Origin of the sequence: [Actinomadura] parvosata subsp. kistnae, from assembly GCF_900323885.1 — a bacterium.
In the GTDB taxonomy this organism is placed as follows: Bacteria; Actinomycetota; Actinomycetes; order Streptosporangiales; family Streptosporangiaceae; genus Nonomuraea; species Nonomuraea composti.
This window is the reverse complement of the sequence record NZ_OOHJ01000018.1, coordinates 209,988-233,227: the sequence shown is the minus strand read 5'-3', so window position 1 is coordinate 233,227 and position 23,240 is coordinate 209,988. Positions and strand designations below refer to the sequence as shown.

Below are 23,240 nucleotides of genomic sequence, written 5' to 3'. Positions count from 1 at the left end.
AGGCGACAACGACGCACAGAGGAGGACGACATGATCCTGATCGTCGGGGCCACGGCCCACTTCGGCAGGCAGACCGTGGAGGCGCTCGCCGCCGGGGGCCACCCCGTGCGGGCCCTCAGCCGGGCCCCGGAGCAGGCCGGCCTGCCCGACGGCGTCGAGGTGGTGCGCGGCGACCTCACCCGGGAGGAGACGCTGGCCCCGGCGCTGAGCGGCGTGCGCGCGCTCTTCCTCGTCCTGCCCTACGGGCTCGACGCCGCGCCGCTGCTGCGCGCCGCGCGCCAGGCGGGGGTGGGGCGGATCGTGTTCCTGTCCTCCGGCGCCGTGCTCGACGGCGCCACGGAGCAGCCCGACGTGATCGCCGCCTACCACCACGGCGTCGAGCAGGCGATCAAGGAGACGGGCGCCGAGTGGACGTTCCTGCGCCTGCTCTTCCCCGCGATCAACTCACTGTCGTACGCCATGCAGCTGCGCGGCTCCGACGTCGTGCGCGGCGCGTACGCGGGCGCCACGAGCGCGCCCGTCCACGAGCGGGACGTGGCGGCGGTGGCGGCCGAGGTGCTGACCGGCGACGGGCACGCCGGCCGCGTCTACGAGCTGACCGGGCCCGAGTCCATGACGCAGGCCGACCAGGTGCGCGTGCTCGGCGCGGCGCTGGGCCGCCCGCTGCGCTTCGAGGAGCTGGACGCGGGGCCGGTCAGGGAGCAGCTGGCGCGGTTCATGGACCCGGCCTTCGTCAACGCGCTGTTCGACCTGATGGAGGCCACGGTCGGCAAGGCCGCGCCGGTCAACTCCCTCGTCGAGGAGATCACCGGCCGGCCCGCCCGCACGTACGCGCGGTGGGCCGCCGACCACGTGGCGGACTTCCGCTGACCGCCGGCTCAGCGGGGCAGGTCCGGGGTGCTCTCCGCCGGGCGCAGCTCGCTGAACAGCCGCAGCGTCAGCCGGCGGGGCCGCAGCAGCGGCACCCCGGGCAGCCGCAGGCTCCACGAGGAGAACGCCGTCTCCAGGACGATCTTCTCGTACGGCCGCTCACCGGGGATCTCGGCGCACAGCACCGACACCGCCCGGCACACCTCGTGCTGCCCGAGCCGCAGCCAGGCCCGTCCCTCGCGATCGAGGTCGGCGGCCTCCCACCACAGGTCCTGAGGCTCGCCCCGGCGCGCGGGCAGCGGCAGCCGCAGCGCGAACCCGGCGAGCCCGCCGCCGGGCCGCAGGTAGAAGGCGCCGTCGAGGCTGGGTAGCGTGAAGAGGGGGTCGGGGGACGTGCTCGCCGAGAGCGTCGCCTCCGTGGCGTCCATGGCGATCCGCCAGGCCATGATTCACCTCGCTATCACTCAGTTACCTCTTAGACGTCGCAGCGAGCACGTTTGTGACACCCCATGACCCGGATCACCACCGCCCGCTCCATGTCACACTCGGCACCCCGCCGGGACTCTTGGTGGGCGGATCAGGAAGACGACGGGGGGTTCGAGGATGTCCGGGGAGAACCGGGAGGACACGGCCGCGAAGGTGTTCGCCGAGCACCGCGAGCTGCTGTTCTCCATCGTCTACAACATGCTCGGCACGGTGGGCGACACCGAGGACGTGCTCCAGGAGACGTGGCTGGCCTGGTCCGGCAAGAGCCTGGAGGAGATCGGCCACCACCGCGCCTACCTGGTGCGCGTCGCGGTCAACCAGGCACTGGCCCACCAGAGCACGCTGCGCAGGCGCAAGGAGACGTACCTGGGCCCGTGGCTGCCGGAGCCGCTGGCCACCGACGCCTCGGAGCCCGCCGTGCGCGGGGAGTCGGTCTCGATCGCGGTGCTGGTGGTCCTGGAGACGCTCACGCCGCTGGAGCGGGCGGTGTTCGTGCTGCACGAGGTGTTCGCCTACCGGCACACCGAGATCGCCGCCATGATCGACCGCAGCCCGGCGGCGGTGCGGCAGATCGCGCACCGGGCCCGCGAGCACGTGCAGGCGCGGCGGCCGAGGGCCCGCGTCGACCGGCGGACGCACCAGGAGGTGACCGAGCGGTTCGTCGAGGCCGCGTTCGGCGGGGACCTGGGGGCGCTCATGGAGCTGCTCGCGCCCGACGTCACGCTGTGGCCGGACGGCGGCGGCAAGTCGGCGGTGGCCGGGCCGCGCCCGATCCGCGGCCGGGACGGCGTGGCCCGCACGATCGTCGCCGGCGCCCGCCACAACGAGCACGTTGATCTGCGGTACCGGCAGGTCAACGGCGATCCGTCCGTGGTGCTGTTCGCCGAGGACGGGCCGTTCGCGGTGATGGTGCTGGACCTGGCCGCCGACGGGGAGCACGTCCGCGACGTGTACGTGGTCAGCAACCCCGACAAGCTGGCCACCATCCCCGACGACCGGACGGGGTGAGCCCCCGGCCGGTGCGGACGGCCGGGGGCTCAGAGGGTGTCACTTGTAGGTGATGTCGGACGAGGAGTAGATGCAGTTCACCCCGTCGGCGCCTTCGCCGATCTTGGTGGGCTCGCTGCCCTTCGGCACGCCCTTGTACTTCTCGCAGATGACCGCGCTGCCGTACACCGTGATCCGGCTGAAGCGCGCGGTGTCGCCCCAGTTGGTGTTGATGCCGGCCAGCACCTTCGTGGAGCGGGCGGTGACGCCGTCCATGACCACGTTGCGCTTGTAGGAGGAGGAGCAGTTGCCGCACGCCCGGTAGAGCTTGCCGGCGCTGTGCACCTGGAAGTTCTTGATGGTGACGGTGCCGGCGCCGTTGTGCTGGAAGACCTTGTCGGAGGCGGACTTGGCGCCGCCGCCGTCCACCAGGTAGGTCGCCGAGGAGCTGGAGCTGAGGAACGTGGCGGCGTCCTCGCCGACGTCGTTCCACCACACGTTGCGGATGGTGCAGGAGCCGAGGCAGTGGATGCCGTCGCCGGCGGGGGCGTCGATGATGACGTTCTGGATCGTGCCGCCGTTGGCGACCTCGAACATCGGGTCCTGGCTCTCGCTCTGGCCGCCGTCGCCGATGCCGTAGTAGCTCTTCATGCCGCCGTCGAAGTTGGTGACCTGCTGGGTGTCGGTGATCTTGACGCTGCCCTTGGCGGTCGGCCACGCGCCGCTGCCGTCACCGCCGCCGCTGGTCGGGGTGATGGTCGGCGTGGGGGTCGGGTCGGGGCCCGAGCCCCCGTCGGCGGGCTGCAGCGTCCACTGCTTGGTGGCGGCCGAGTCGCAGGAGTTCTGCTGCAGGACGGCGCCGGAGGCGGTGGAGTTGTCCTTGACGTTGAGGCACTTGCCGCCGTTGCCGTTGACCACGCGGTAGGCCGATCCTGAGGCGGTGAGCTGCCAGGTCTGCGAGGCGGCGCCGGTGCAGCTCTCCTGCTCCACGGCCTTGCCGGCCGAGGTGGAGGCGTCGCGGACGCCCGCGCACTTGCCACTGTGCTGGGCCTTGATCTGGTAGCCGCTGCCGGAGGAGGTGAGCGTAAAGACCTGCCCCGCGCCGCCGGAGCACGCGCTCTGGACGAGCTGGACGCCGTCGCCGGTGCTCTGGCCGGGCACGGCGGCGCACAGCCCGCTTCCGCCGTTGACCAGCGTGTAGTTGCCGTTGGACGGGGCGGCCGAGGCGGGGCCGTTGAGCGCGACCACCAGTCCTCCGGTCGCGAGGAGGCCGGTGGCCAGCACGATGGCCAGCCGTCTGCCGAGACGTTCCTTTTCGCGCACGCCGAAACTCCGTTTCGAGAAGAGGAATGGGTAAGCGCTTTCCCGAAGTGAGGGCGAGTCAACCACAGCGGGAACGACTGCGGGAAGCGACCGCTGCAACCGGTTGCACATCCCTGCAACACCCTCGGATGAGCCCCAGGTCGGTGGCTGATCGGCGGCTCATGACGGCGATGAAAGTTTCACCGGCGGCCCGCCGCGCGGACCTCGCGGAACGCGGGGCGATCCGCCGCGCGGCGCTCCAGAATGGAGGCAGGATCGGGCCGGCGTTGACACGGTGGCGATGAGGCGGTGGCGATGAGATTCGTACGGCGCATCAAGGCCGACGTACGGGCACGCAAGAACCTCGAGGCCTACACGATGGCCCTGATCGTGGCCGCGGTCGCCGTCGTCTCGGTCGTCGGCGACGCCGTGCCGGAGGACGTCAGGTGGGCGGCCGTGCTGGCCGGCGTCGGCGTGCTCCTCTACCGCGCCACCCTGCCCGAGCAGGAGCGCGGCGGGCGCGACGTGCTCGGCGACCGCACCGACTTCGACCAGACCCCCGTGACCAAGCTCTTCGAGGGCGTCCGCGACGTGCGCATCTTCGCGCCGTCCGCCGCCAACCTGCTCACCGCGCAGGTGTGCGAGACCCTGCGCACCGGCGTGCTGCGCCACCCCGAGGCGACCGTCCGCGTCGTGCTGCTCGACCCCGGCGAGGAGACGGCGATCCGGATCGCGTGCAGACAACTCGACGAGTCGGACGCCCACCGCACCCAGACCCTGCCCGTCGCGCTCACCGCGGTGCTGGAACGGCTCGCCAGCATGAAGGGCTGGAAGACGCGGGGAAAGGTGGAGTACCGGCTGTTCCCGTACAACCCGGGATTCAGCCTCGTGCTCACCGACCCCGAAGCCTGGCAGGGCCGCGCCATCGTCGAAATGCACGGGGCCGGCCAGTCGACTTTCGCGCGTATGCACGTGGACCTCATCCGGGAGCGGCACGAGCGCTGGTACGCCTATTGGGTCGGGCAGTTCGACTATCTGTGGGAAACGGCGCGGCCGGTGGAGCCGCCCGCGCGCGGGCCTGAAGGCGCCTGACGCGGGGCCGGCCGGCGCCGCAAAGCCCTATGCAGCAAGGGAAACTTTGAATTCGACTTCAATACCGGGGAATCGCCGCCAATGCCCTCGGGGCCGGTCTGAGCGGCGGGTCAGGACGGCCGGTCGGCGCCCGTGTACCCGGCGGGGTTGACCCGGGCGAGCATCAGTCCGGTGCCATCATGCGCAAGTCGCATCCTGACGCGGGGCCGGTTCGCTAAAGTCGTTTGCGCAGGTATGGCCCCCTCGGTGATGCACGATGTGCTGAAGCGGGCTACAGTACCTGCAGCCCGTGACGTTAATTGGAGCACCCTTATGGCGAAGCGTATTGTTGAGTCCTTTATCGATGACATCGACGGCAGTGCGGCCGAGGGCACGACAAGGTTCGCACTCGACGGAGTGAACTACGAGATCGATCTGTCGGGCCCGAACCGGGAGAAGCTGGAGAAGGCTCTGGCTCCGTATATCACCAAGGCCCGCGCGGTGCGCGGCGATCGCGGTGTTCGCGGCCGTCGTGCCGGCGCGCTCTCCTCGCGCGCGGTCAGCCGTGAGAAGGCCACGGAGATCCGCCGCTGGGCCAAGGCCCAGGGGCTGCCGGTCAGCGAGCGGGGCCGCATCGCCTCCACCGTCGTGGAGCAGTACGAAGCCGCTCACTAGAGGTTCCGGGTGGTGGCGGCGCCGAATCCGTCCTGATCGAGACAAGACGATTGTCAGCATTTGATGATCTTCTTATATTCGAAGAGGTCGGACTCCCCAGTCGGAGGACAAAGGTGATGGCTGACGCGATCCCCGATTTCCCGTTCGACCGCCCCACCGCTCTGGAACCGCCGCCGCAGTACGCCGAGTTGCGCGAGCGGTGCCCCGTGGCGCACGTACGACTGCCGAGCGGCGACGTCGCCACGATGGTCACCAGGTACGACGACGCCCGCGCGATCCTGGCCGACCCGCGCTTCAGCCGCAACCTCGCGGGAAAGGGCGCCGCCAGGCTGGCCGACACCGAGGACGGCGGGATCTTCGGCCGCCGGAAGGAAGGCGCGGCGAGCGTCCCCGACGGTCAGGGGCACCTGCGCTGGCGGCGGCTGCTCAGCGGCTGGTTCACCCTCCGGAAGATGGAGGCGTGGCGGCCCAGGGTCCAGGCCATGACCGACGACCTGCTCGACTCCATGCTGGCCAAGGGCGCGCCGGGCAACCTGTCGTCGGGGCTGGCCCTGCCGCTTCCCGTACGCGTGATCTGCGCGCTGGTCGGCGCGCCCAGCGAGGACCAGGACAAGTTCGCCCACTGGTCCCGCGTGATGCTGACGCTGACCCTGTTCACGCAGGAAGAGGTCGACCAGGCCTACAGCGAGTTCAACGCCTACGTCTCCGACCTGGTGGCGCGTCACCGGGCCCACCCCGGCGACGACCTGCTCAGCGAGCTGATCCAGATCACCGACGCCGAGGACGGCCGGCTGAGCCACGAGCTGCTCGTCTCCACGGTGCGGGGGCTGCTGCTGGCCGGCCACGAGACGACGTCCAACATGATCGCGATCATGGCCGCGATGGTGCTCGCCGACAGGAGGCGGTACGAGGACGTCGTGGACGACCCCGACCTGATCCCCGGCACCGTCGAAGAGGTGCTGCGCATGGACAGCACGTTGTCGGCGCTCGGCGGGGTGCCCCGGTTCATCACCGAGGACGTCGTGCTGAGCGGCACCACGGTGCCCACGGGCAGCACCGTGATCCCCAACATCCCGGCCGCCAACCGCGACCCCGCCAAGTTCCCCGACCCCGACCGGTTCGACCCCCGGCGCGAGAACGGCGCCCAGCACCTCGCGTTCGGCGCCGGCCCGCACTACTGCCTCGGCCAGCCGCTGGCCCGGCTGGAGCTGCAGACGGTGCTCGGCACGCTGACCCGGCGCCTGCCCGGCCTGCGGCTGCGCGACCACCCCGACGACCTGCGGCTGCGCACCGGCGGCATCTCCGGCGGCCTCCAGGACGTGTGGGTCGTCTGGTGACCGCCGCCGATGGTCCATCGGCCTAGAGGTGTCCGCCGGCGGCCGCACCTGCAGATGGTGGGTCAGGCGTTTACGGTGGGCAGGCCCGCCTGGTCGGGGACGACCTTGGGCAGGGCGCGGAGCCAGGCTTCCAGGTCCGCGGGCCACCACCGTCCGGCGGCCAGCCGTCCCAGCTCCGCCGCGACCGCCGCCGAGGACGCGCTGACCGGCACCACCCGTACGGGCGCGGCCCCCGCCAGCACCCCCAGCCACCAGTGCCGCCACGTCTGGGTCAGCTCGTCGGGCTCCAGGACGAGGTAGTAGTCGGGCAGCACCAGGCGTCCGGCCCGCAGCTCGCCCAGAGCGGCCTCGATGGCGACTTCGAGGGCGCCGACGACGCCGGTGCCGTCGAAGTAGGCGGCCCATGCCGCCGCCACGTCGGCGAGCGGGTCGGCGTCGTGCACGACGTAGGTGGCCGCCGAGCGCCCGGCGAGCTCCATCACCTCGGACGGCGCGCGCTCGCCCCGGACGATCGCCCGTACGTTGTGCAGCTTGTCCAGCCCCGCGATCACGCCGGCCGCGCCGTCTCCGGCGACCACGACCACCGTACTGCTCAAACGCCGCATACCCGGCAGTTTACTGTCGGCCCCGAAAACAATTTCCGGCTCCCGAGTCACACTTCCGCGGTGCCCGGGGTCAAGGCGGTGAAAGACCCCGCAACGCACTGAAGGAGCACGTCATGAGCACCGCTCACACCGTCGTCACCGTCCTGGCCGCCCTCTGGGTCGGGTTCTCGGCCGTGTCGGTCTTCATCCACGCCAAGTGGGTCGTCGAGCCCCTGGCCGAGTACGGCGTCGCCCGCCGCTGGTGGCCGTGGCTCGGCACCGCGAAGGCGGCGGGGGCGCTGGGCCTGCTGGCGGGCCTGGTCGTGCCGGTGATCGGGGTCGCGGCCACGATCGGCCTGGCGGTGTACTTCACCGGCGCCCTCGTCACCGTGGCCAGGGCCCGCTCGTACGGCCACCTGCCGTTCCCGCTGCTGTACCTGGCCCCGGTGGTCGGCGCGTTCGTGCTCGGGCTGGCGGCCTGAGCGCCCCGGCCCGGCGTGGCACCACCCTCGTGGGCGCGATCGCGGTGACAATGGCGAAAAGCCTGGTCAGGGCGTACGGGGAGGGTGCATGCGGGCCATCATCGGCATGGCGGCGGCGGCCGTCCTCATCACCGCTCAAGCGGGCGTCGCCCATGCCGGGACGCCGCCGCCGTGGCGCAAGCTCACGTCCTTCTTCGTCCTGCCGTACTCGCCGCACCAGAACGACGTGGTCCGGGTGCTCCTGCACTGCCCGGACGAGGCGAACCACGCGATCGTCGGCTCCACCGCGTTCATGCTGAAGGGCTCCTGGCGCACCTACCGGGAGGTCGGGCTGGGCCTGTCGGAGCGGGGTTTCGCCAGGGACGGCGTGATCATCTCCCGGTACGCGCCGCCCGGCCACCACGAGGTGCGCATGAAGTGCGTCAAGGTGACGATCGACCAGCACACCCACCTCAGGAAGGTGAAGGTGCTCAGCCGCGCCTCCGCCCCGCTGTTCGTGCGCGAGTTCCGCGTCCGGCAGTACTTCTGACGGCCTCCGGTCGGGCTCGTCCCGGTTGCTCCCTATAACCTGCGGGTCGGCGAGTAAGGGATCTGCAGAAGGAGTGCCGGCCATGGCCGACCAGCGGGAGCTGCCGCGACGCCCGAGGCTGCTCGGAGGAACGCGCCCCACGGGCGAGCAGCACAAGGCGACGACGTTCGAGCTCTTCTTCGACCTGGTCTTCGTCTTCGCCGCCACCCGCGTGACGGGGTTCATGGCGCACGAGCACAGCGCGCACGGCCTGCTCCAGGGCCTGTTACTACTGGCGCTGCTGTGGTGGACGTGGGAGGCGTACACGTGGCTGGGCAACCAGGCGCGCGCCGACGAGGGCGTGCTGCGCTGGGGCACCGCGGTCGCGACGGCGGCGGTGTTCGTGGTGGCGCTGGCCATCCCCGAGTCGTGGCACGACGTGCCCGGCGGGTTGTTCGGGCCGCTCGTGCTGGTCTGCGCGTACCTGCTCGTGCGGGTCGTCCACCTCACCCTCTACGGCATCGCGGCGGCGGGTGACACGGGGCTGCGCCGCCAGCTCCTGCTCTCGTGGGCGTCCCTGCTGGCGGGCGCGCCGTTCCTGGTGGTGGGGGCGCTGCTGGGCGGGTGGGCGCAGACGGCGCTGTTCGCGGGGGCGCTGCTGGTCGACTGGGCCGGTACGTTCGTCACCTCGCGGCGCGGCAACTGGCGGGTGCACAGCGCGGCGCACTGGAGCGAGCGGCACGGCCTGTTCGTGCTGCTGGCGATCGGCGAGTCGATCGCGGCCATCGGCGTCGGCGCCGGCGGGCACGCCCTGAGCGTCCCGCTGCTGGCGGCGGCCGTGCTCGGCATCGGCGTCGCCGTCTGCCTGTGGTGGCTCTACTTCGACACGGTCGCCCTGGCGGCCGAGCACCGGCTCGTCCGCACCACCGGCGCCGACCGGGTGAAGATGGTCGTGGAGGCCTACACCTACGGGCACTTCCCGATCGTCGTCGGCATCATCGTCACCGCCCTCGGCGTCGAGGGCGTGCTGGCCCACGCCGACGAGAGCACGCCGCTCGGCGGCTTCTACGCGCCGGCGCTCTTCGGCGGGGCCGCACTCTACCTGGGCGGGCACGTGCTGTTCGGCAACCGCATGCACGCCACCGTGAAGGTGCCGCGGCTCGTCACGGTGGCGGTGCTGCTGGTGGCGCTGCCGGGCGTGATCGCGGTGCCGCCGCTGGCCGCGCTGGCCGGCCTGGTGCTCGTGCTCGCGGCCCTGATCGCCTTCGAGACCAGGCAGTACGCCCAGCAACGCCAGGAGCTCCGGCAGTAGCCCCCCTGGTCAGTCGTTCAGCACGGCGTACGCCCGTACCGTGAAGGTGCCCATGCCGCGCACGGCGGGCGGCGCGGCGTGGAAGGCGAACGACCGCCCCGCCAGCCGCTCCAGCCCGGTCAGGTGCTCCACCACCGGGATGCCGGCGGCCAGCAGCTTCGTGTGCGCGGGGCGGGACGGGTCGGCCGTGTCGTCGATGTTCACCGAGTCGATGCCCACGAGCGCGGCCCCCTGCTCCACCAGCCACTCGACGGCGTCGGCGGTCAGGAACGGGTGGGACCCGCCGCCGTACAGCTCCGTGCGCCAGTGCCGGTCCCAGCCCGTGTGGACCAGCACCGCCCTGCCGCGCACCTCGTGCTTGTCGAACGCCTCCCGCCCGATCGCGCGGGGCTCGCCCGCGGACACGAGCACCCCTTCGAGGCCCACCAGCCTCGACAGCGGCAGCTCGCTCAGGTCGGCGCCGTCGGGGTAGCGGTGGAAGGGCGCGTCGAGGTAGGTGCCGGTGTTGGCGACCATGCTGATCCGGCCGATCTGGAACTCCGTGCCGGGCCCGTACGTGCCGCGCGACGCCTCCCTGGACAGATGGTCGGCGATCTCGGGCCCGGGCAGCCCCGGGTAGGTGATCATGCCGTGCTCGACGGCGTGCGACAGGTCGACCACTTCGGTCATCTCGGGCCTCCAATGCTCCGGGGCCACGTTACCGCTGCTGCCCGAGCCACTCCTCGAAGGTGGTCGGCGTGATGCGGGCGTCCTTGCCGGGCAGCAGCACGTCGCCGGCCATCTCCGTGCCGAACAGCCCCGACCACACCGGCACCAGCTTCACCTCGCGCCCGCGCGCCTGGTGCGTGCGGCGGGCCATGTCGACCAGGTCCTGCGTCTCCGGCCCCGCCACGTCGGCGTGGCGGCCCTGGGGCTCGCCGACCGCGACCTCGGCCAGCACCTCGGCCACGTCGGCGGGCGCGATCGGCTGGATGAGCAGCGGCGCGATCGTGGACACGCCGTCCTGCTCCGTCCAGCCCGCCACCATCTCCGCGAAGTCGTGGAACTGCGTGGCGGGCACGATCGTCCACGGCACCCGCCCGGCCTCCACCAGGCGCTCCTGCTCGCGCTTGGCCGCGTAGTGGGCGTTGCCCTCGATCCGGTGCACGCCCACGATCGACAGCAGCACGTGGTGGCGCACGCCGGCCCGCTCCTCGGCGGCCAGCAGGTTGCGGGTGGCGGCGGCGAAGTAGCTCACCGCCTCCTCGCGCGAGCCCGCCGGGCCGTTGACCGCGTCCACCACCGCGTCCACGCCGGCCAGCGCCGCGTCCAGCCCCTCGCCGCTCACGAGGTCGACGCCGAGTGAGCGGCTGATGCGCACCACGTCATGGCCGTCCCGTTCGAGGGCGGCGGTGGTCAGTGCTCCGATGTTGCCGGTCGCGCCGGCGACGGCGATCCGCATGATGATCTCCTTCTCGATCTCGTAATGCCCTGACCGTATCTCGGACTAAACAGATCCGCAATATCCACGATATGCTGATGATCGTGAAGCTGCCTGTGAGTACCGAATGGTTGTTGCACTGCGCGACGTCCCTGGCCCAGCTCGAGCCGGGCGCGACGGCGTCCGCGGCCCAGCTCGCCGACTACTACGACCTGCCCGCTCCCTACCTCGCCAAGCAGCTCCAGGCACTGGTCAAGGCCGGGATCCTGGCGGCGACGACCGGGCCGAGGGGCGGCTTCCGGCTGGCGCGGGCGGCCTCCGAGATCACGATGCTGCAGATCGTCGAGGCGGTCGACGGCGCGTCCATGCCGTACGAGTGCCGCGAGATCCGCCGGCAGGGGCGCGGCGCGCTGCCGCCCGAAGACTGCCGGAGCATCTGCGTGCTGGCGGAGAAGATGGCCGACGCGCACCGGGCGTGGCGGGCCAGCCTCGCCGGCGTCTCGCTCGCCGACATCCTCGCCGAGCTGCCCGCGTACGCGCCGGAGCGCACCCGGTCCCGGCTGACATCCCGGGCATGAGTCCCGGGCACGCGTTCCGGGCACGCGTTCCGGGCATGAGAAGGGCGCACGTGCCTGCTACGCACGTGCGCCCCGAGTTCATCGGCGGCCGGTTACTCGCTCACCTCGATGGCGGCGCCCGGGCACACCGCGGCGGCTTCACGCACCGCCGCGTGCTGGCCCGCGCCCGGCTCCGCGTCCAGCAGGATCACGATGCCGTCGTCCTCCCGCTGGTCGAACACCTCGGGCGCGATCAGCACGCACGACCCGGCGCCGCAGCACTTGTCCTCATCCACGGTGATCTTCATCTTGGGTTCCCTCCTCGTCGAACGATGTCACCAGCGGACCGGCACCGTACGCAGGCCGCCGACCGCCAGGCCCTCCACCCGCTCCAGCTCCGCCACCGGCACGGCCAGCTCCAGCGTCGGGAGCCTGCGCAGCAGCACCTCCAGCACGACCTGCAGCTCGGTGCGCGCCAGCGACTGGCCCAGGCACGAGTGCGCGCCGGCGCCGAAGGCCAGGTGCGGGTTCGGGCTGCGGGTCAGGTCCATGGACGCCGCGTCCTCGAACGCGCTCTCGTCGCGGTTGGCCGCGGCCATGCTGCAGATCACCGTCGTGCCCTTGGGCAGGGTCTCGCCGCCGATCTCCGCCTCCACCGGCAGGTAGCGGGGCAGGCCGAAGCCGGAGTTCGCGTCCAGGCGCAGCGTCTCCTCGACGGCCGTGCGCACCAGCGACGGGTCGGCCAGCAACGCCTCCCAGCGGGCCCGGTCGGCCAGCAGCATCGAGACCATCTTGCCGATCATGTTGGCGGTCGTCTCGTGCCCCGCGACCAGCAGGGCCATGCCCGTGACGATGATCTGCAGGTCCTCCAGCCCGCCCTCGTCGGGCCCGCCCGCCGCCAGCAGCTCGCTGAGCAGGTCGTCGCCCGGCTCGGCCCGCTTGGCGGCGATGAGGTCGGACATGTACTGGAAGAACTCGGCCTGCGCGGCCTCGATCTCCTCCTTGCCGTACCGGGTCAGGTTCAGCAGCGTGTCCGACCAGTACGAGAACCGCTCCCGGTCCTCGGCCGGCACGCCCAGCATGTCGCAGATCACGTACACCGGCAGCGGGAAGCCCAGCCCCGCCCGCAGGTCGCCTGGCGCGCCCCGCTCGACCAGGTCGTCGATGAGGCTGTCGGCGATCTCCGCCATCCGCGGCCGCATCGCGGCCATCCGCTTGGCCGTGAACCACTTGCCCACCAGGCGCCGCCAGTGCAGGTGCCCGTCGCCGCTGTCGGGGATGATCTGGGCCACGTCGCTGTTGAACACCCCGCCGCCGTCGGCCGATAGCCGGGCCGCGTCGGGGGCGGTGAGCTGGCGGGTGAAGCGCGGGTCGGCCAGCACCTGCTTGACGTCCTCGTAGCGGGTGATCAGCCGCGCCGCGTCGCCGCTGGGCAGCTTCACGTGCGCCACCGGGCACCCGCCGCGCAGCTCCGCCCACTCGGCGGGCGGCTCCAGCGGCGCTTCTGCGGGGATCGGATAGCTCAGGACCTGCTCGTTCACACTCATGAGGCACTCTCCTCGTACGCGGATCTTCCGGCCGCCCGGTGGCGGCCCGTGTCATGCCTGGATCGCTGGGGGCGGCCTCTCTTGAGGCCGCGCTGGGCATTCGCGCGGTCGAGTTGCCCTCTCACGCGCTCGCGCCGGGCTGTCATGCGCTGGCACCAGGCTCTTGCGCGGTCGCGCCGGGCTGTCATGTGCTGGCACCAGGCTCTTGCGCGGTCGCGACGGGCTGTCATGCGCTCGTGCCGCGCTCTTACGCGCTCGCGACGGGCTGTCATGTGCTCGTGCCGCTCTCTTACGCGGTCGCGACGGGCTGGGTGGCGAGGTGCTGCTGCCGCAGCACGCGCGCCTGCTTCGGCATGTTCCAGCCGAGCACCCCGGTGACCCGGCCATCCTCGCGGTAGACGGCGGCGAAGCGGCCCTGCTCGGGATCGCCCTCCACGATGCTCACCTCGGCGGTCGCCGACGGCAGCCCGTGGGCCTGGATCTTGATGTCGTACTGGTCGGTCCAGAAGTACGGGATCGGCGTGTACGGGCGGTCGGCGCCGAGGATGTTGGCCGCCACCACCTGGGCCTGCTCGGTGGCGTTGGTGCGGTTCTCCAGCCGCAGCCGCCGGCCGAGCCCTTCGTGCTGCCACGACGCCACGTCCCCGACGGCGTAGACGCCTTCGGCGGCGCGGCAGCGCGCGTCGCACTCCACGCCGTCGCCCAGCGAGAGCCCGCTGCCCGCCAGCCAGCCGGTCGCCGGGCGGGAGCCGATGGCCACCACGACCGCGTCGGCGGGCAGCACCTCGCCCGTCGCCAGCCGTACCCCGGTGACGCGCCCGCCCGCCGACGTCAGCTCCTCGACCGCGACGCCGAGCCGCAGCTCGACCCCGCGCTCGGCGTGCGCGCGGGTGAGCAGCCCGCTGACCCGGCCGCCGAGCTGGTCGGCGAGGATCGCCTGGCCGAGGCCGACGAGCGTGACGTCGAGGCCGAGCTTGCGGGCCGTCGCGGCCAGCTCGCCGCCGAGCACGCCCTCGCCCACGACCACCAGCCGCCGGGCGGCGGTCAGGTGCGCGCGCAGGGTGAGCGCGTCGTCCAGGCCGCGCAGCTCGTGCACCCCCGCAAGCCCCTGCTGCCCCGGCCCCCGCATACCCGCCGGCCCCTGCATACCCGCCGGTTCCCGCATACCCGCGGGCCCCTGCATACCTGCCGGCTCCCGCATACCCGCCTGCCCCTGCTGTCCGGGCAGCCGGTGCGGGGTCAGGCCGGTCGCGATGACGACGGCGTCGGCACGCAGCACCCGTCCGGTGGCCGTGCGCACCTCGCGCGCCCCGGCGTCGAACGCGACGGCGGCCTCGCCGCGGACGAACTCCGCGTCCAGCGCGTCGAGCTGCGCCTGCGAACGGAGCTGGGCGCGGCCCGGCTCCCAGTCACCGGCCAGGACCTGCTTCGACAGCGGCGGCCGGTCGTAGGGGAGGTGCGGCTCGGCGTCGAGCAACGTGAGCCGCCCCTGATGACCCTGACGCCGCAACGCCTCGGCCGTGCTCAGACCGGCGGCCGACGCGCCGACGATCAGGACGCTCCTGGGCGGGGTCACGCCGCCCCGCTCCGGTGAGAGGTGGCTCTACCCGCAGTAACCCGCATGGCTCGTCGTCCTTTCCCTCGTGTCGCCCACAGATTACCCTACATCTGTAGGAAAACCTTCACGTGTCGTTAGACGGTAGGGTGAACATGTGGCCACGACCAGAGCAAGCACCACCACCTCCGCGGGCGACCGGCGCGTGCGCCGCACCCAGGCGGCCCTGGCGCGGGCGCTGCTCGACCTCGTCGAGGAGCAGGACCTGTCCCGCGTCACCGTCGCCGACGTCGCCGAGCACGCCGGCGTGAGCCGCTCCACCTTCTACGACCACTACCGCGACGTGCACGAGCTGGCCGAAGCCGCCTGCACCGCGATGATCGACCGGCTGATCGAGTCGCTGCCCGGCGACTTCGACTCCGCCGACCCCGAGGTGGAGGCCACCGCGTCACTGGAGTCGTTCTTCGCCAGCCTCGCCGAGCACGCCGGGCTCTACCGTGCGCTCCTCGGTCCGCAGGGCAGCGCCCGCGTGGCCGACCACATCCGGCAGCGCAGCACGGCCGCCATCCGCGAGCGCCTGGAGGAGGCCGTGGCCGGCGCCGACGTGCCCGAGCAGGCCAGGCCGCTGCTCAGCCTGCCGCTCGACGTGCCCGCGTCGTTCACGGCGGGAGCGCTCATCGGGGTGGCCGCCGAATGGCTGCAGGGCGGCTGCGCCCGCTCGCCGGGGGAGATGGCCGCGCTGACCTGGCCGCTGTTCCACTCGCTCTTCCGCATCGAGGCCCGCCCACCCTCCTGAGCGCCGGTGAGGGGCTTCTAGTGCACGAACTTCAGGCCCACGACCCCGCCGATGATCAGCGCCAGGCAGACGAGCCGCGCGGCCGTGGCCGGCTCCTGGAGGAAGACCATGCCGTACAGCGCCGTGCCGACCGCCCCGATGCCCACCCACACCGCGTAACCCGTGCCGACGGGGATCGTCCGCAGGGCGTACCCCAGCCCGAGCATGCTCGCCGCCAGCGCCGCACCGAACAGCAGGCTGGGGCGCAGGCGCGACAGACCGTGCGAGGCGGACAGGGCGGCGGCCCAGACCGACTCCAGCACCCCGGAGACGACCAGCACGATCCACGCCACGACGCACCCCCTGCCTTCGCGGGGGTTTCGTCCTGTATCGACGCTATCACGGGCGGTAAGGGCGAGTCCTCAGCTCACGTCGGCCCGGAGCGGCCGCACCGAGTCACGGACGATGATGTGCGTGCCGAGCAGCACGTGCTGGGCCGGCCGCGACCGGTCCTGGCGGCGTTCGAGCGCCAGGCGCACGGCGGTGCGCCCCAGCTCCTCATGCGGTACGTGGACGGTGGTGAGGTCGATGTCGGCCGACGGCGGCAGATCGTCGAACCCGACCATCGAGATGTCGTCGGGCACCCGCAGCCCGTGCTCGCGCAGGGCCTGGCGGGCGCCGGCGGCGATGAGGTCGTTGCCGGCGAAGACGGCGGTGAAGTCGGGCGGGCCGGCCGCGAGCCGTTCGCGGATCATGCGGTAGCCCTCGCTGCGCTCCATCGTGCCGTCGACCTCAAGGCCGGGGTCTTGGGGGACGCGGTGGTCGGCGAGCGCGTTGCGGTAGCCGGTGATGCGGCTGTCGGAGGTGGTGTAACCCTCGCGCCGGCCCAGGAACAGGATGCGCCGGTGCCCGGCCGACAGCAGGTGGCTGGTGATGGCGTAGGCGCCGCCGGTGTTGTCGTACTCGACGACGAGGGCGGGCACGTCGGGGCCCAGCGTGGGCCGTCCGCACAGGACGAGCTGCGAGCCGGCCGCCGCGAGCGCGCGCGCGTAGTCGGCCATCCGCTCGCGGTAGGCGTCGTTGTTGACGACGTTGCCGACGAGGATCACGCATTCGGCGTGCTCCTGCCGCATGAGCTGGACGGTCGCCAGCTCGCGCTCGGGGTCGCCGCCGGTGGTGCCGACGATGCACAGCTTGCCTTCCAGCGCGGCCTGCGTCTGTACGCCCTGAGCGACGTGCGCGTAGTGCGGCGAGACGACGGAGTTGACGATGATGGCGACGCTGCGGCTGCTGGCCCCGGCGAGGTTGCGGGCGTTGGCGTTGGCCACGTAGTCGAGCTCGCGGACCGCCTTCATGACCTTGCTGCGGGTGGCGGGGGCGCTGGGATAGGAGCCGGACAGGATGCGGGAGACGGTCGCCACGGACACGCCCGCGTGCGCCGCCACGTCGCGGATCGTCGTCGGCCGCCGCTCCTCGCCCTCGGACGCCGCCCGCCGGACCATGCCACCTCCTGGTGAAACATACGGGTAAACCGCTTACACGCGATGTTTCCGCCCGGCCGCCGCGGTGTCAAATCCCCCTCGTGGCGGGTTTGCCGTAACGGTCGGGTAAAACGCTTACTAGTGGAACCCGTCCTATACCTCCATATTCCGGGCACAGTGGCCTAGTATCCGCTTTATGCCGATTCCCGGAGAGCACCCCCGACTTCGGTGGGAGGCAGCCGCGGACCACCTGCTGGCCTCCGTGCTGCCCTACGCCACCGACGGCCATGCCCAGTACCGCCTGCCCGGCCGGACCAGCAGGTCGGGGACGGTGAGCGACGGCCTCGAAGGGTACGCGCGCACGTTCCTGCTCGCCGCCTTCAGGATCGCCGGCGCGGGTGGCGACGTGCCGCCCGCGCTGCTGGAACGGTACGCGGAGGGCCTCGTCTCCGGCACCGACCCGGCGCACCCGTACGCGTGGCCCGCCCTGAGCGACATGGCGCAGCAACTCGTCGAGGCGGCCTCCATCGCGCTCGCCCTGCACGAGACTCGGCCGTGGCTCTACGACCGGCTCTCGCCCCGGCAGCAGGAGCGGGTGGTGGACTGGCTGGCCGGGTTCATCGGCAAGCGCACGCCCGACAACAACTGGGTGCTCTTCCGGGTGATCGTCGAGCAGTTCCTCGCCGGAGTCGGCGGGCCGCACGAGCCCTCCGAGATCACCGGCGGCCTCGAACGCATCGAGGAGTGGTACGCCGGCGACGGCTGGTACACCGACGGCAAAGGCCGCAACTACGACTACTACTGCGGCTGGGCCCTGCACCTCTACCCGTCGCTGTGGGCCAGGATGAGCGGCGACACCGCCAGACAGGACCTCTACGCCGGGCGGCTGCGCCGCTTCCTGGAGCAGTACCAGCACTTCTTCGCCGCCGACGGCGCACCCGTGCACCAGGGCCGCTCCCTCACCTACCGGTTCGCCACGGTCGCGCCCCTCTGGCTCGGCGCCCTCACCGGCGCCTCCCCCCTCCCGCCCGGCCGCACCCGCCGCATCGCCGACCGCGTCCTGCGCCACTTCGCCGACCACGGCGCCCCGGACGAGCGCGGCCTCCTCACCCTCGGCTGGTACCACGAGTTCCTCCCCGTCACCCAGTCCTACTCGGGGCCCGCGTCACCGTACTGGGCCAGCAAGGCGTTCCTCGGCCTCCTGCTCCCACCCGACCACCCCGCCTGGACCGCCCCCGAGGAACCCGCCCCCGTCGAACTCGCCGACCAGACCCTCACCATCCCCGCGCCCGGCTGGCTGCTGCACACCACCAGCGCGGACGGCATCGTCCGCCTCGTCAACCACGGCACCGACCGCGACCGCGTCCAACCCCCCGACGGCATCCCCGACCCCCACTACGTCAAGCTCGCCTACACCAGCCACACGGGGCCGGAGGTGGGGGAGCAGGCGGCGGGCGTCGACAACCACGTGACCGTCCTCGCCCCCGACGGCACCCCTTCGTCGCGCCGCCTCATCGAACCCCTCACCACCGCCGACCGCTTCGCCGCCTCCGCCTACCAGGACGGCGCCGTCCGCATCGTCACCGCCTCGGTGGTGGACGGCGCGTCCGAGATCCGCATCCACCGCGTCACCGCCCCAACCGGCCACCAGGTCCGCGACGGCGGCCACCCGGTGGCCGCCGGCTCCGAAACCGGCCTCTTCGTGTGGCAGGAGGGCGATCTGGCGCTCGCCCGCCGACGACCGGAGGACGATCCGTCGCTTGCCGGTCTGGGGCGGGAGGGCGGCCCGGCACCCGCCGACGAGCGGCCGGAGGGCGAGATGGCGCTCACCGGTCGGCGGCCGGAGGATGATCTGGCGCCCGCAGGTCTGGGACGGGAAAGTGATGCGACGCCTGCCGGCCTGGGACAGGAAGGCGACCCGAAGCTCGTCGATCATCGGCCGGAGAGTGATCCAGCGTCCACCGATCGCCGGCCGGAGGATCACCTGACAGCCGCCGATCGCCGACGGGAGGGTCACCTGGCGCTCGCCGATCGCCGACCGGGGGATGACCTGATGCCCGCCGATCGCCGGCCAGGGGGTGACCTGATGCCCACCGATCGCCGGTCCGGCGGTGACGCGGAGCTCAGCCGTCTACGGCAGGAAGACAGCCTGGCGCGCGCCGGCCGTTCGGTCGGCGGCCTGACCAGCGCCGTCCGCGCCCTGCACGGCTTCACCAGCACGGGCCTGGTCACCGCCACGGACACCAACGCCTTCGGCCGCCACTCCGCCACCCCGTACGCGCTCGCGACGTCCCACCCAGGCGGGACCGCCCTCTACGCGAGTCTCGTGTGGCTGGCGGGAACGGGGCAGGAACCGCCCGCCCCTGAGGCGCGCGTCGAGCCCGGCGACGTGGTCGTCATCACCCTTCCCGGAGGCGGGACGGTCACGGTCGACATGGGCACGGACGTACCGACCGCCCGCTGGGAAGATCCCGCCGCTCACCACCCGTAACCTGTCCGCCCGGCGATGGGGATCGCCCCCTTGCCTGGCCACCTGCCCACTCGGTGGCGTGCCGGCTGAGCCGCGTGCCACGGTCGGGATCCCGCTCGGTCAGGTGCCGCCCTGAGGGGTGCGGCGTAGCCGTGCGCCCACCTGGTCGCGTTGCGCGTGGCTGTGTGCCTGGTTGGCCGTGTTGCGTGTGGCCGTGTGCCTGCTCGGCCGCGTGCCAGCCTGGACGTGTGGGTTCCCACCACGCCGCCTGCCCAGCCGTGCTGCCGTGCGCCCGTTGAGACGCTCGCCGCGTGTCCGCCAGCCCTTGTGCCCACTCGGCCATGTGGCCGCGCGCCCGCTCGCCCCCCGGCCGCTTGTCCGTGTGTAGGCGCCTGGCCTGTGTCCGCGCCCGGGTCCTCGGCTGTGTGCGTGTCCGACTCGTGTGGCCATCCCGTCCGGCCGCCGTGTGCTCGTCCGGACGCGTGCCCGCATGACCGCTCGGGGGTGTGCCCAGGCGGTGTGCACGAGCGGCCGATCCCGATTTAGGTCCAGCTCGTGAGCCTCGCCCGAGTGTGTCGCCGTGTGTCTGCCTGGTCGCGTGGTCATGCGCCTGCCTGACCGTCTGGTTACCTGAGCGGGTGCCTGTCCGAGCCCGGGTATGCGGGCGCCCATAGGCGGGGTTGTCAGGTGAGGCCGATGGTGAAGAGGAGGGCGGCGCTGATCAGGACGGCTACGGCGGTGGCGAAGTGGATGCCGAAGGCGGCCGCCTTGGTGCCTCCGTGCCGTAGGACGATCAGCGTGTCTCCCAGCGGGGCCAGGGCGGTGGCCAGCATGAACCAGGCTTCGGCTGTGGGGCCGGCGAAGGCCAGGAGGGACAGGCCGATCACTCCGAACGTGAAGTCGCGCAGGCCCTTGATCGTCAGGTAGGCGGCGTCGCCGTTTTCCTTGGCGGGGACGCCGTAGCCGGCGGCGGCGGGGTGGGGCGTGAGCAAGAAGCGGGCGCCGATGAAAAGGATCATCAGGTTGAGGGCGATGGCGAGGCCGTAGGCAAGGTAAGTGAGCATGTTCGTTCCTTGAAATGCTAGCGGTGCTAGGAATTGGAGCGATGCTAGCACTAGCGGTGATAGAAGTTCTAGCGGTGCTAGATTTGGAGGCATGACGATGCAGACGCGGCGTGAGCGGGTTCGGGCCGAGCGGGAGAAGCTGATCGTTTCCGCGGCCAGGGAGCTGGCCGAGGCTGAGGGGTGGGAGGCGGTGACGACTCGGCGGCTTGCCGAGCGGGTCGAGTACAGCCAGCCGGTGCTCTACAGCCACTTCAAGGGCAAGGGGGCGATCATGACCGCCGTGGCGGTCGAAGGGTTCGCCAGTATGGCTGAGGAGTTGCGGGCTGCGCGTACGGAGGCGGTCGACGCGGCTGGGGCACTGGAAGCCGTTGCGCGGGCGTATACCGCCTTCGCCGGATGGCGGCCGGCGCTCTACGACGCGATGTTCCACCACCAGGTGGATCTGCCGTTCGGTGATCCCGACGCGCCGCCTGCGCTCTGGGCGGCGTTCAACGAGCTGGCCGCTGCTGTTCGGCCGTACGCGGAGAGCGAGGATGAGCTGGGGGCGCTGGCCGAGACGTTCTGGGCTGCGTTGCATGGCCTGACGACCTTGATGCGTCAGGGCAGGCTTCCGAATGATGGTCACGAGCGTCGGCTTGCGCTCCTGCTGTCCCGATTTATCGGGGTGTGACCCGCGCCGCTCGTAGCTCGATCCACACCACCCGACGGGATGTCACCCTCGCGCCTGTTAGCTCTGTGCTTCTTTCTGTCGTCCGTTACTTCGTCTCGGTGTGGGGTGAGGAAGCGAGAGAGGGTGTGACGAGTGCCTTTGCGGCCTTGCGGTCCTGATGTCCTGCTTTGTCTCGGGCGGGTGAGGGGTGTGACGGGCAGGGGCGGGGGCTTGGGTTCGTGTTGTCCCGCCGTGCCTCGGATGGGGTGAGGTGGGAGGGGCCGTGATGGTCATGGCCGTTGGGTTGGGCTTTTGCTGGGCCGCTTTCGTCTGGGGTGGGGTGGTCGGGAGGGCATGATCGATATACCTTCGGGCGAAACCGGTTCTCCTTCGAAGGAGCGCATGTCGTGCGATTACGGTTTCTGGCCGCGTTGGCGGCAGCGACCCTGGCCCTCCTCCTGCCCGCTCTTCCGGTCACCGCCGCAGCTCAGGACGAGCTGCTTGAACGGCTCAAGGCCATTCCCGGTCTGACCGTGGTGTCGGAGACGCAGCCCGCCGGCTATCGGTTCTTCGTCCTGTCCTATACGCAGCCCGCTGACCATCGGCATCCCGGACGGGGCGTCTTTCAGCAGCGTCTCACTCTGCTCCATCGTTCGGAGCAGGCACCCGTCGTGCTCGCTACCAGCGGGTACGGGCTGCCGGTGAACCCGGCGGCCTCGCGTGCCGAGCCGACCAGGCTGCTCGACGGCAACCAGGTCTCCGTCGAGCACCGTTTCTTCCGCTCCTCCCGGCCGTCGCCCGCCGACTGGGACGACCTGACGATCTGGCAGGAAGCCACCGATGAGCACCGCATCGTTCAGGCGCTCAAGACGATCTACTCGGGGAAGTGGATTCAGACGGGGGTGAGCAAGGGCGGGATGACCTCGGTCTACCATCGCCGCTTCTACCCGGACGACGTGGATGGCGTGGTCGCCTATGTTGCGCCCGACGATCCGGTCAACCCGCAGGATCTCGCCTATGACCGGTTCTTCGACAGGGTCGGTACCCCGGCCTGCCGCGCGGCGCTGGAGAACGTGCAGCGGGAGGCGTTGAAGCGGCGCGAGCGGATGGTGGCGCTGCTGGAGGCGGACGCGGCGCGCAACGGGTACACGTTCGGGCGGACGCTGGGCAGCGCCGACCGGTCGTTCGAGATGACGGTGCTCGACACGGCGTGGGCGTTCTGGCAGTACCTCGGCGTGGCCGACTGCCCGTCCGTGCCGGCCGTGACGGCGACTGACGAGGAGTTGTACGCCTGGATCGACAACGTCGCCTCCTTCGCCTTCTACACCGATCAGGGCATGGAGTACTACACGCCGTACTACTACCAGGCGGCCACCCAGCTCGGCTGGCCCGATCTCGCCTTCCGGCACCTGCGCGGGCTGACCCGCTACCGAGGGCTGTACCAGCCCAACTCCGTTCTGCCCGCCGAGCTGCGGTCCCGGCACGATCCGTGGCCGATGCTGGACGTGGACCACTGGGTGCGTACGCGCTCGGAGCGCATGATGTTCATCTACGGCGAGAACGATCCGTGGAGTGCCGAGCGGTTCACCCCGAGCAGGCGTGACTCCTACCTGTACGTCGCGCCGGGCGCGAACCACGGGGCGTCCATCGCGCTGCTGCCCGAGGCGGAACGGGCGGAGGCGACGGCCACGCTGCTCCGATGGGCGGACGTGTCCATGGGGCAGCAGCGGCTCCCGGAGGCGGCGCCACTTCCGGACGATCCGATGCTTCCCGACCGTCACACCCGCTGACCGTCTCGCCCGACTCACCGTCACACCCGCTGACCGCCTCGCTTGCAGCACCGTCTCGCGCGACTCACCTCTCGCGCGACTCACGTCTCGCGCGACTCACGTCTCGCGCGACTCACGTCTCGCGCGACTCACCGTCTCGCCTGCTGACGTCGTACGCGGCGCGCGTTCGTTGGACGCCACGCGGGCGGCGCCGGCGGAAACGGCGCGGAGAGCAGGGGAGAGGGAGGGAGGTGGGCGAGCGGGGCGATGACGTTCCGGGGCACTTGCCCGTGCGAACGTCGCGCCCTGCCGCGCCTGCGGGTCACCGCTGCCGCGGTG

Annotated in this window: 24 protein-coding genes; 13 read left to right on the top strand and 11 right to left on the bottom strand. The window is 71.7% G+C overall.

Translation table 11 applies throughout. The annotated features are described in order from the left end of the window. The first annotated feature begins 30 nt into the window (after positions 1-30). On the top strand, positions 31-870 hold the full coding sequence (locus tag KIS93_RS21340) for an NAD(P)H-binding protein (protein WP_080045992.1): 840 nt from the start codon (positions 31-33) through the stop codon (positions 868-870). A gap of 8 nt (positions 871-878) precedes the next feature. Here KIS93_RS21340 and KIS93_RS21335 read toward each other — a convergent pair whose 3' ends face one another. Next, entirely contained in the window at positions 879-1,316 is a 438-nt protein-coding gene (locus KIS93_RS21335; protein WP_080045993.1) for a hypothetical protein, read from the bottom strand. Between the two features lie 157 nt (positions 1,317-1,473). Here KIS93_RS21335 and sigJ point away from each other — a divergent pair, with 157 nt between their 5' ends. Further along, positions 1,474-2,364: an RNA polymerase sigma factor SigJ gene (gene sigJ / locus KIS93_RS21330; protein ID WP_080045994.1), complete on the top strand. Its 891-nt coding sequence runs from the start codon at positions 1,474-1,476 to the stop codon at positions 2,362-2,364. A 39-nt stretch (positions 2,365-2,403) separates the two neighbouring features. Here sigJ and KIS93_RS21325 read toward each other — a convergent pair whose 3' ends face one another. Continuing rightward, positions 2,404-3,666, bottom strand: coding sequence for a pectate lyase (locus KIS93_RS21325; protein ID WP_230465869.1), 1,263 nt, complete (start codon positions 3,664-3,666; stop codon positions 2,404-2,406). Between the two features lie 294 nt (positions 3,667-3,960). Here KIS93_RS21325 and KIS93_RS21320 point away from each other — a divergent pair, with 294 nt between their 5' ends. From KIS93_RS21320 to KIS93_RS21310, 3 genes are all read left to right on the top strand, one after another. Then, entirely contained in the window at positions 3,961-4,737 is a 777-nt protein-coding gene (locus KIS93_RS21320; protein ID WP_080045996.1) for a hypothetical protein, read from the top strand. Positions 4,738-5,049: 312 nt separating this feature from the next. Beyond that, positions 5,050-5,391: a histone-like nucleoid-structuring protein Lsr2 gene (locus KIS93_RS21315; RefSeq protein WP_080045997.1), complete on the top strand. Its 342-nt coding sequence runs from the start codon at positions 5,050-5,052 to the stop codon at positions 5,389-5,391. Between the two features lie 116 nt (positions 5,392-5,507). Further along, positions 5,508-6,728 (top strand): cytochrome P450, encoded by a 1,221-nt coding sequence (locus KIS93_RS21310; protein ID WP_080045998.1) that lies wholly within the window; start codon positions 5,508-5,510, stop codon positions 6,726-6,728. A 62-nt stretch (positions 6,729-6,790) separates the two neighbouring features. On the opposite strand, the gene KIS93_RS21305 is transcribed toward KIS93_RS21310, so the two are convergent. Then, positions 6,791-7,333 (bottom strand): hypothetical protein, encoded by a 543-nt coding sequence (locus tag KIS93_RS21305; RefSeq protein WP_080045999.1) that lies wholly within the window; start codon positions 7,331-7,333, stop codon positions 6,791-6,793. Between the two features lie 113 nt (positions 7,334-7,446). On the opposite strand from KIS93_RS21305, the gene KIS93_RS21300 reads away from it, so the two are divergent. From KIS93_RS21300 to KIS93_RS21290, 3 genes are all read left to right on the top strand, one after another. Further along, complete coding sequence (locus KIS93_RS21300; RefSeq protein ID WP_080046000.1) at positions 7,447-7,794, top strand: DoxX family protein; 348 nt, start codon at positions 7,447-7,449, stop codon at positions 7,792-7,794. A gap of 88 nt (positions 7,795-7,882) precedes the next feature. Beyond that, entirely contained in the window at positions 7,883-8,323 is a 441-nt protein-coding gene (locus KIS93_RS21295; RefSeq protein ID WP_080046001.1) for a hypothetical protein, read from the top strand. 82 nt (positions 8,324-8,405) lie between these two features. Continuing rightward, a complete protein-coding gene (locus KIS93_RS21290) occupies positions 8,406-9,614 on the top strand; it encodes a low temperature requirement protein A (RefSeq protein WP_080046002.1) in 1,209 nt (402 codons plus the stop codon). A 9-nt stretch (positions 9,615-9,623) separates the two neighbouring features. Here KIS93_RS21290 and KIS93_RS21285 read toward each other — a convergent pair whose 3' ends face one another. Together KIS93_RS21285 and KIS93_RS21280 are read right to left on the bottom strand one after the other, a co-directional pair. Further along, complete coding sequence (locus KIS93_RS21285) at positions 9,624-10,283, bottom strand: cyclase family protein (protein WP_080046003.1); 660 nt, start codon at positions 10,281-10,283, stop codon at positions 9,624-9,626. Between the two features lie 28 nt (positions 10,284-10,311). Continuing rightward, the gene (locus KIS93_RS21280) at positions 10,312-11,055 is read right to left on the bottom strand and encodes an SDR family oxidoreductase (protein WP_080046004.1); all 744 of its coding nucleotides are present in this window, start codon (positions 11,053-11,055) and stop codon (positions 10,312-10,314) included. Between the two features lie 83 nt (positions 11,056-11,138). Here KIS93_RS21280 and KIS93_RS21275 point away from each other — a divergent pair, with 83 nt between their 5' ends. Further along, positions 11,139-11,612: an RrF2 family transcriptional regulator gene (locus KIS93_RS21275; RefSeq protein WP_080047590.1), complete on the top strand. Its 474-nt coding sequence runs from the start codon at positions 11,139-11,141 to the stop codon at positions 11,610-11,612. Positions 11,613-11,704: 92 nt separating this feature from the next. Here the strand turns inward: KIS93_RS21275 and KIS93_RS21270 are convergent, their stop codons facing one another. The 3 genes from KIS93_RS21270 to KIS93_RS21260 all read right to left on the bottom strand — a co-directional run bounded on the left by KIS93_RS21270 (position 11,705) and on the right by KIS93_RS21260 (position 14,714). Next, positions 11,705-11,899, bottom strand: a complete 195-nt coding sequence (locus KIS93_RS21270; protein WP_080046005.1) for a ferredoxin — start codon at positions 11,897-11,899, stop codon at positions 11,705-11,707. Positions 11,900-11,926: 27 nt separating this feature from the next. Further along, positions 11,927-13,138, bottom strand: a complete 1,212-nt coding sequence (locus tag KIS93_RS21265; protein ID WP_080046006.1) for a cytochrome P450 — start codon at positions 13,136-13,138, stop codon at positions 11,927-11,929. Between the two features lie 289 nt (positions 13,139-13,427). Continuing rightward, positions 13,428-14,714 carry an NAD(P)/FAD-dependent oxidoreductase gene (locus tag KIS93_RS21260; RefSeq protein ID WP_080046007.1) on the bottom strand — a complete coding sequence of 429 codons (1,287 nt, stop codon included), beginning with the start codon at positions 14,712-14,714 and terminating at the stop codon, positions 13,428-13,430. Between the two features lie 136 nt (positions 14,715-14,850). On the opposite strand from KIS93_RS21260, the gene KIS93_RS21255 reads away from it, so the two are divergent. Next, positions 14,851-15,489 (top strand): TetR/AcrR family transcriptional regulator, encoded by a 639-nt coding sequence (locus KIS93_RS21255; protein ID WP_080046008.1) that lies wholly within the window; start codon positions 14,851-14,853, stop codon positions 15,487-15,489. 17 nt (positions 15,490-15,506) lie between these two features. Here KIS93_RS21255 and KIS93_RS21250 read toward each other — a convergent pair whose 3' ends face one another. Together KIS93_RS21250 and KIS93_RS21245 are read right to left on the bottom strand one after the other, a co-directional pair. After that, positions 15,507-15,821, bottom strand: coding sequence for a DMT family transporter (locus tag KIS93_RS21250; RefSeq protein ID WP_080046009.1), 315 nt, complete (start codon positions 15,819-15,821; stop codon positions 15,507-15,509). A gap of 69 nt (positions 15,822-15,890) precedes the next feature. Further along, complete coding sequence (locus tag KIS93_RS21245; protein WP_080046010.1) at positions 15,891-16,970, bottom strand: LacI family DNA-binding transcriptional regulator; 1,080 nt, start codon at positions 16,968-16,970, stop codon at positions 15,891-15,893. 175 nt (positions 16,971-17,145) lie between these two features. On the opposite strand from KIS93_RS21245, the gene KIS93_RS21240 reads away from it, so the two are divergent. Beyond that, positions 17,146-19,440, top strand: coding sequence for a DUF2264 domain-containing protein (locus tag KIS93_RS21240; protein WP_155129330.1), 2,295 nt, complete (start codon positions 17,146-17,148; stop codon positions 19,438-19,440). 662 nt (positions 19,441-20,102) lie between these two features. Here the strand turns inward: KIS93_RS21240 and KIS93_RS21235 are convergent. After that, positions 20,103-20,483, bottom strand: coding sequence for a DUF4267 domain-containing protein (locus KIS93_RS21235; protein ID WP_080046011.1), 381 nt, complete (start codon positions 20,481-20,483; stop codon positions 20,103-20,105). A 91-nt stretch (positions 20,484-20,574) separates the two neighbouring features. Between KIS93_RS21235 and KIS93_RS21230 the strand changes: the two genes are divergently transcribed. Beyond that, positions 20,575-21,153 (top strand): TetR/AcrR family transcriptional regulator, encoded by a 579-nt coding sequence (locus tag KIS93_RS21230; protein WP_080046012.1) that lies wholly within the window; start codon positions 20,575-20,577, stop codon positions 21,151-21,153. A gap of 386 nt (positions 21,154-21,539) precedes the next feature. Then, entirely contained in the window at positions 21,540-22,922 is a 1,383-nt protein-coding gene (locus KIS93_RS21225; protein WP_080046013.1) for a S28 family serine protease, read from the top strand. The last annotated feature ends 318 nt before the right edge of the window (positions 22,923-23,240 follow it).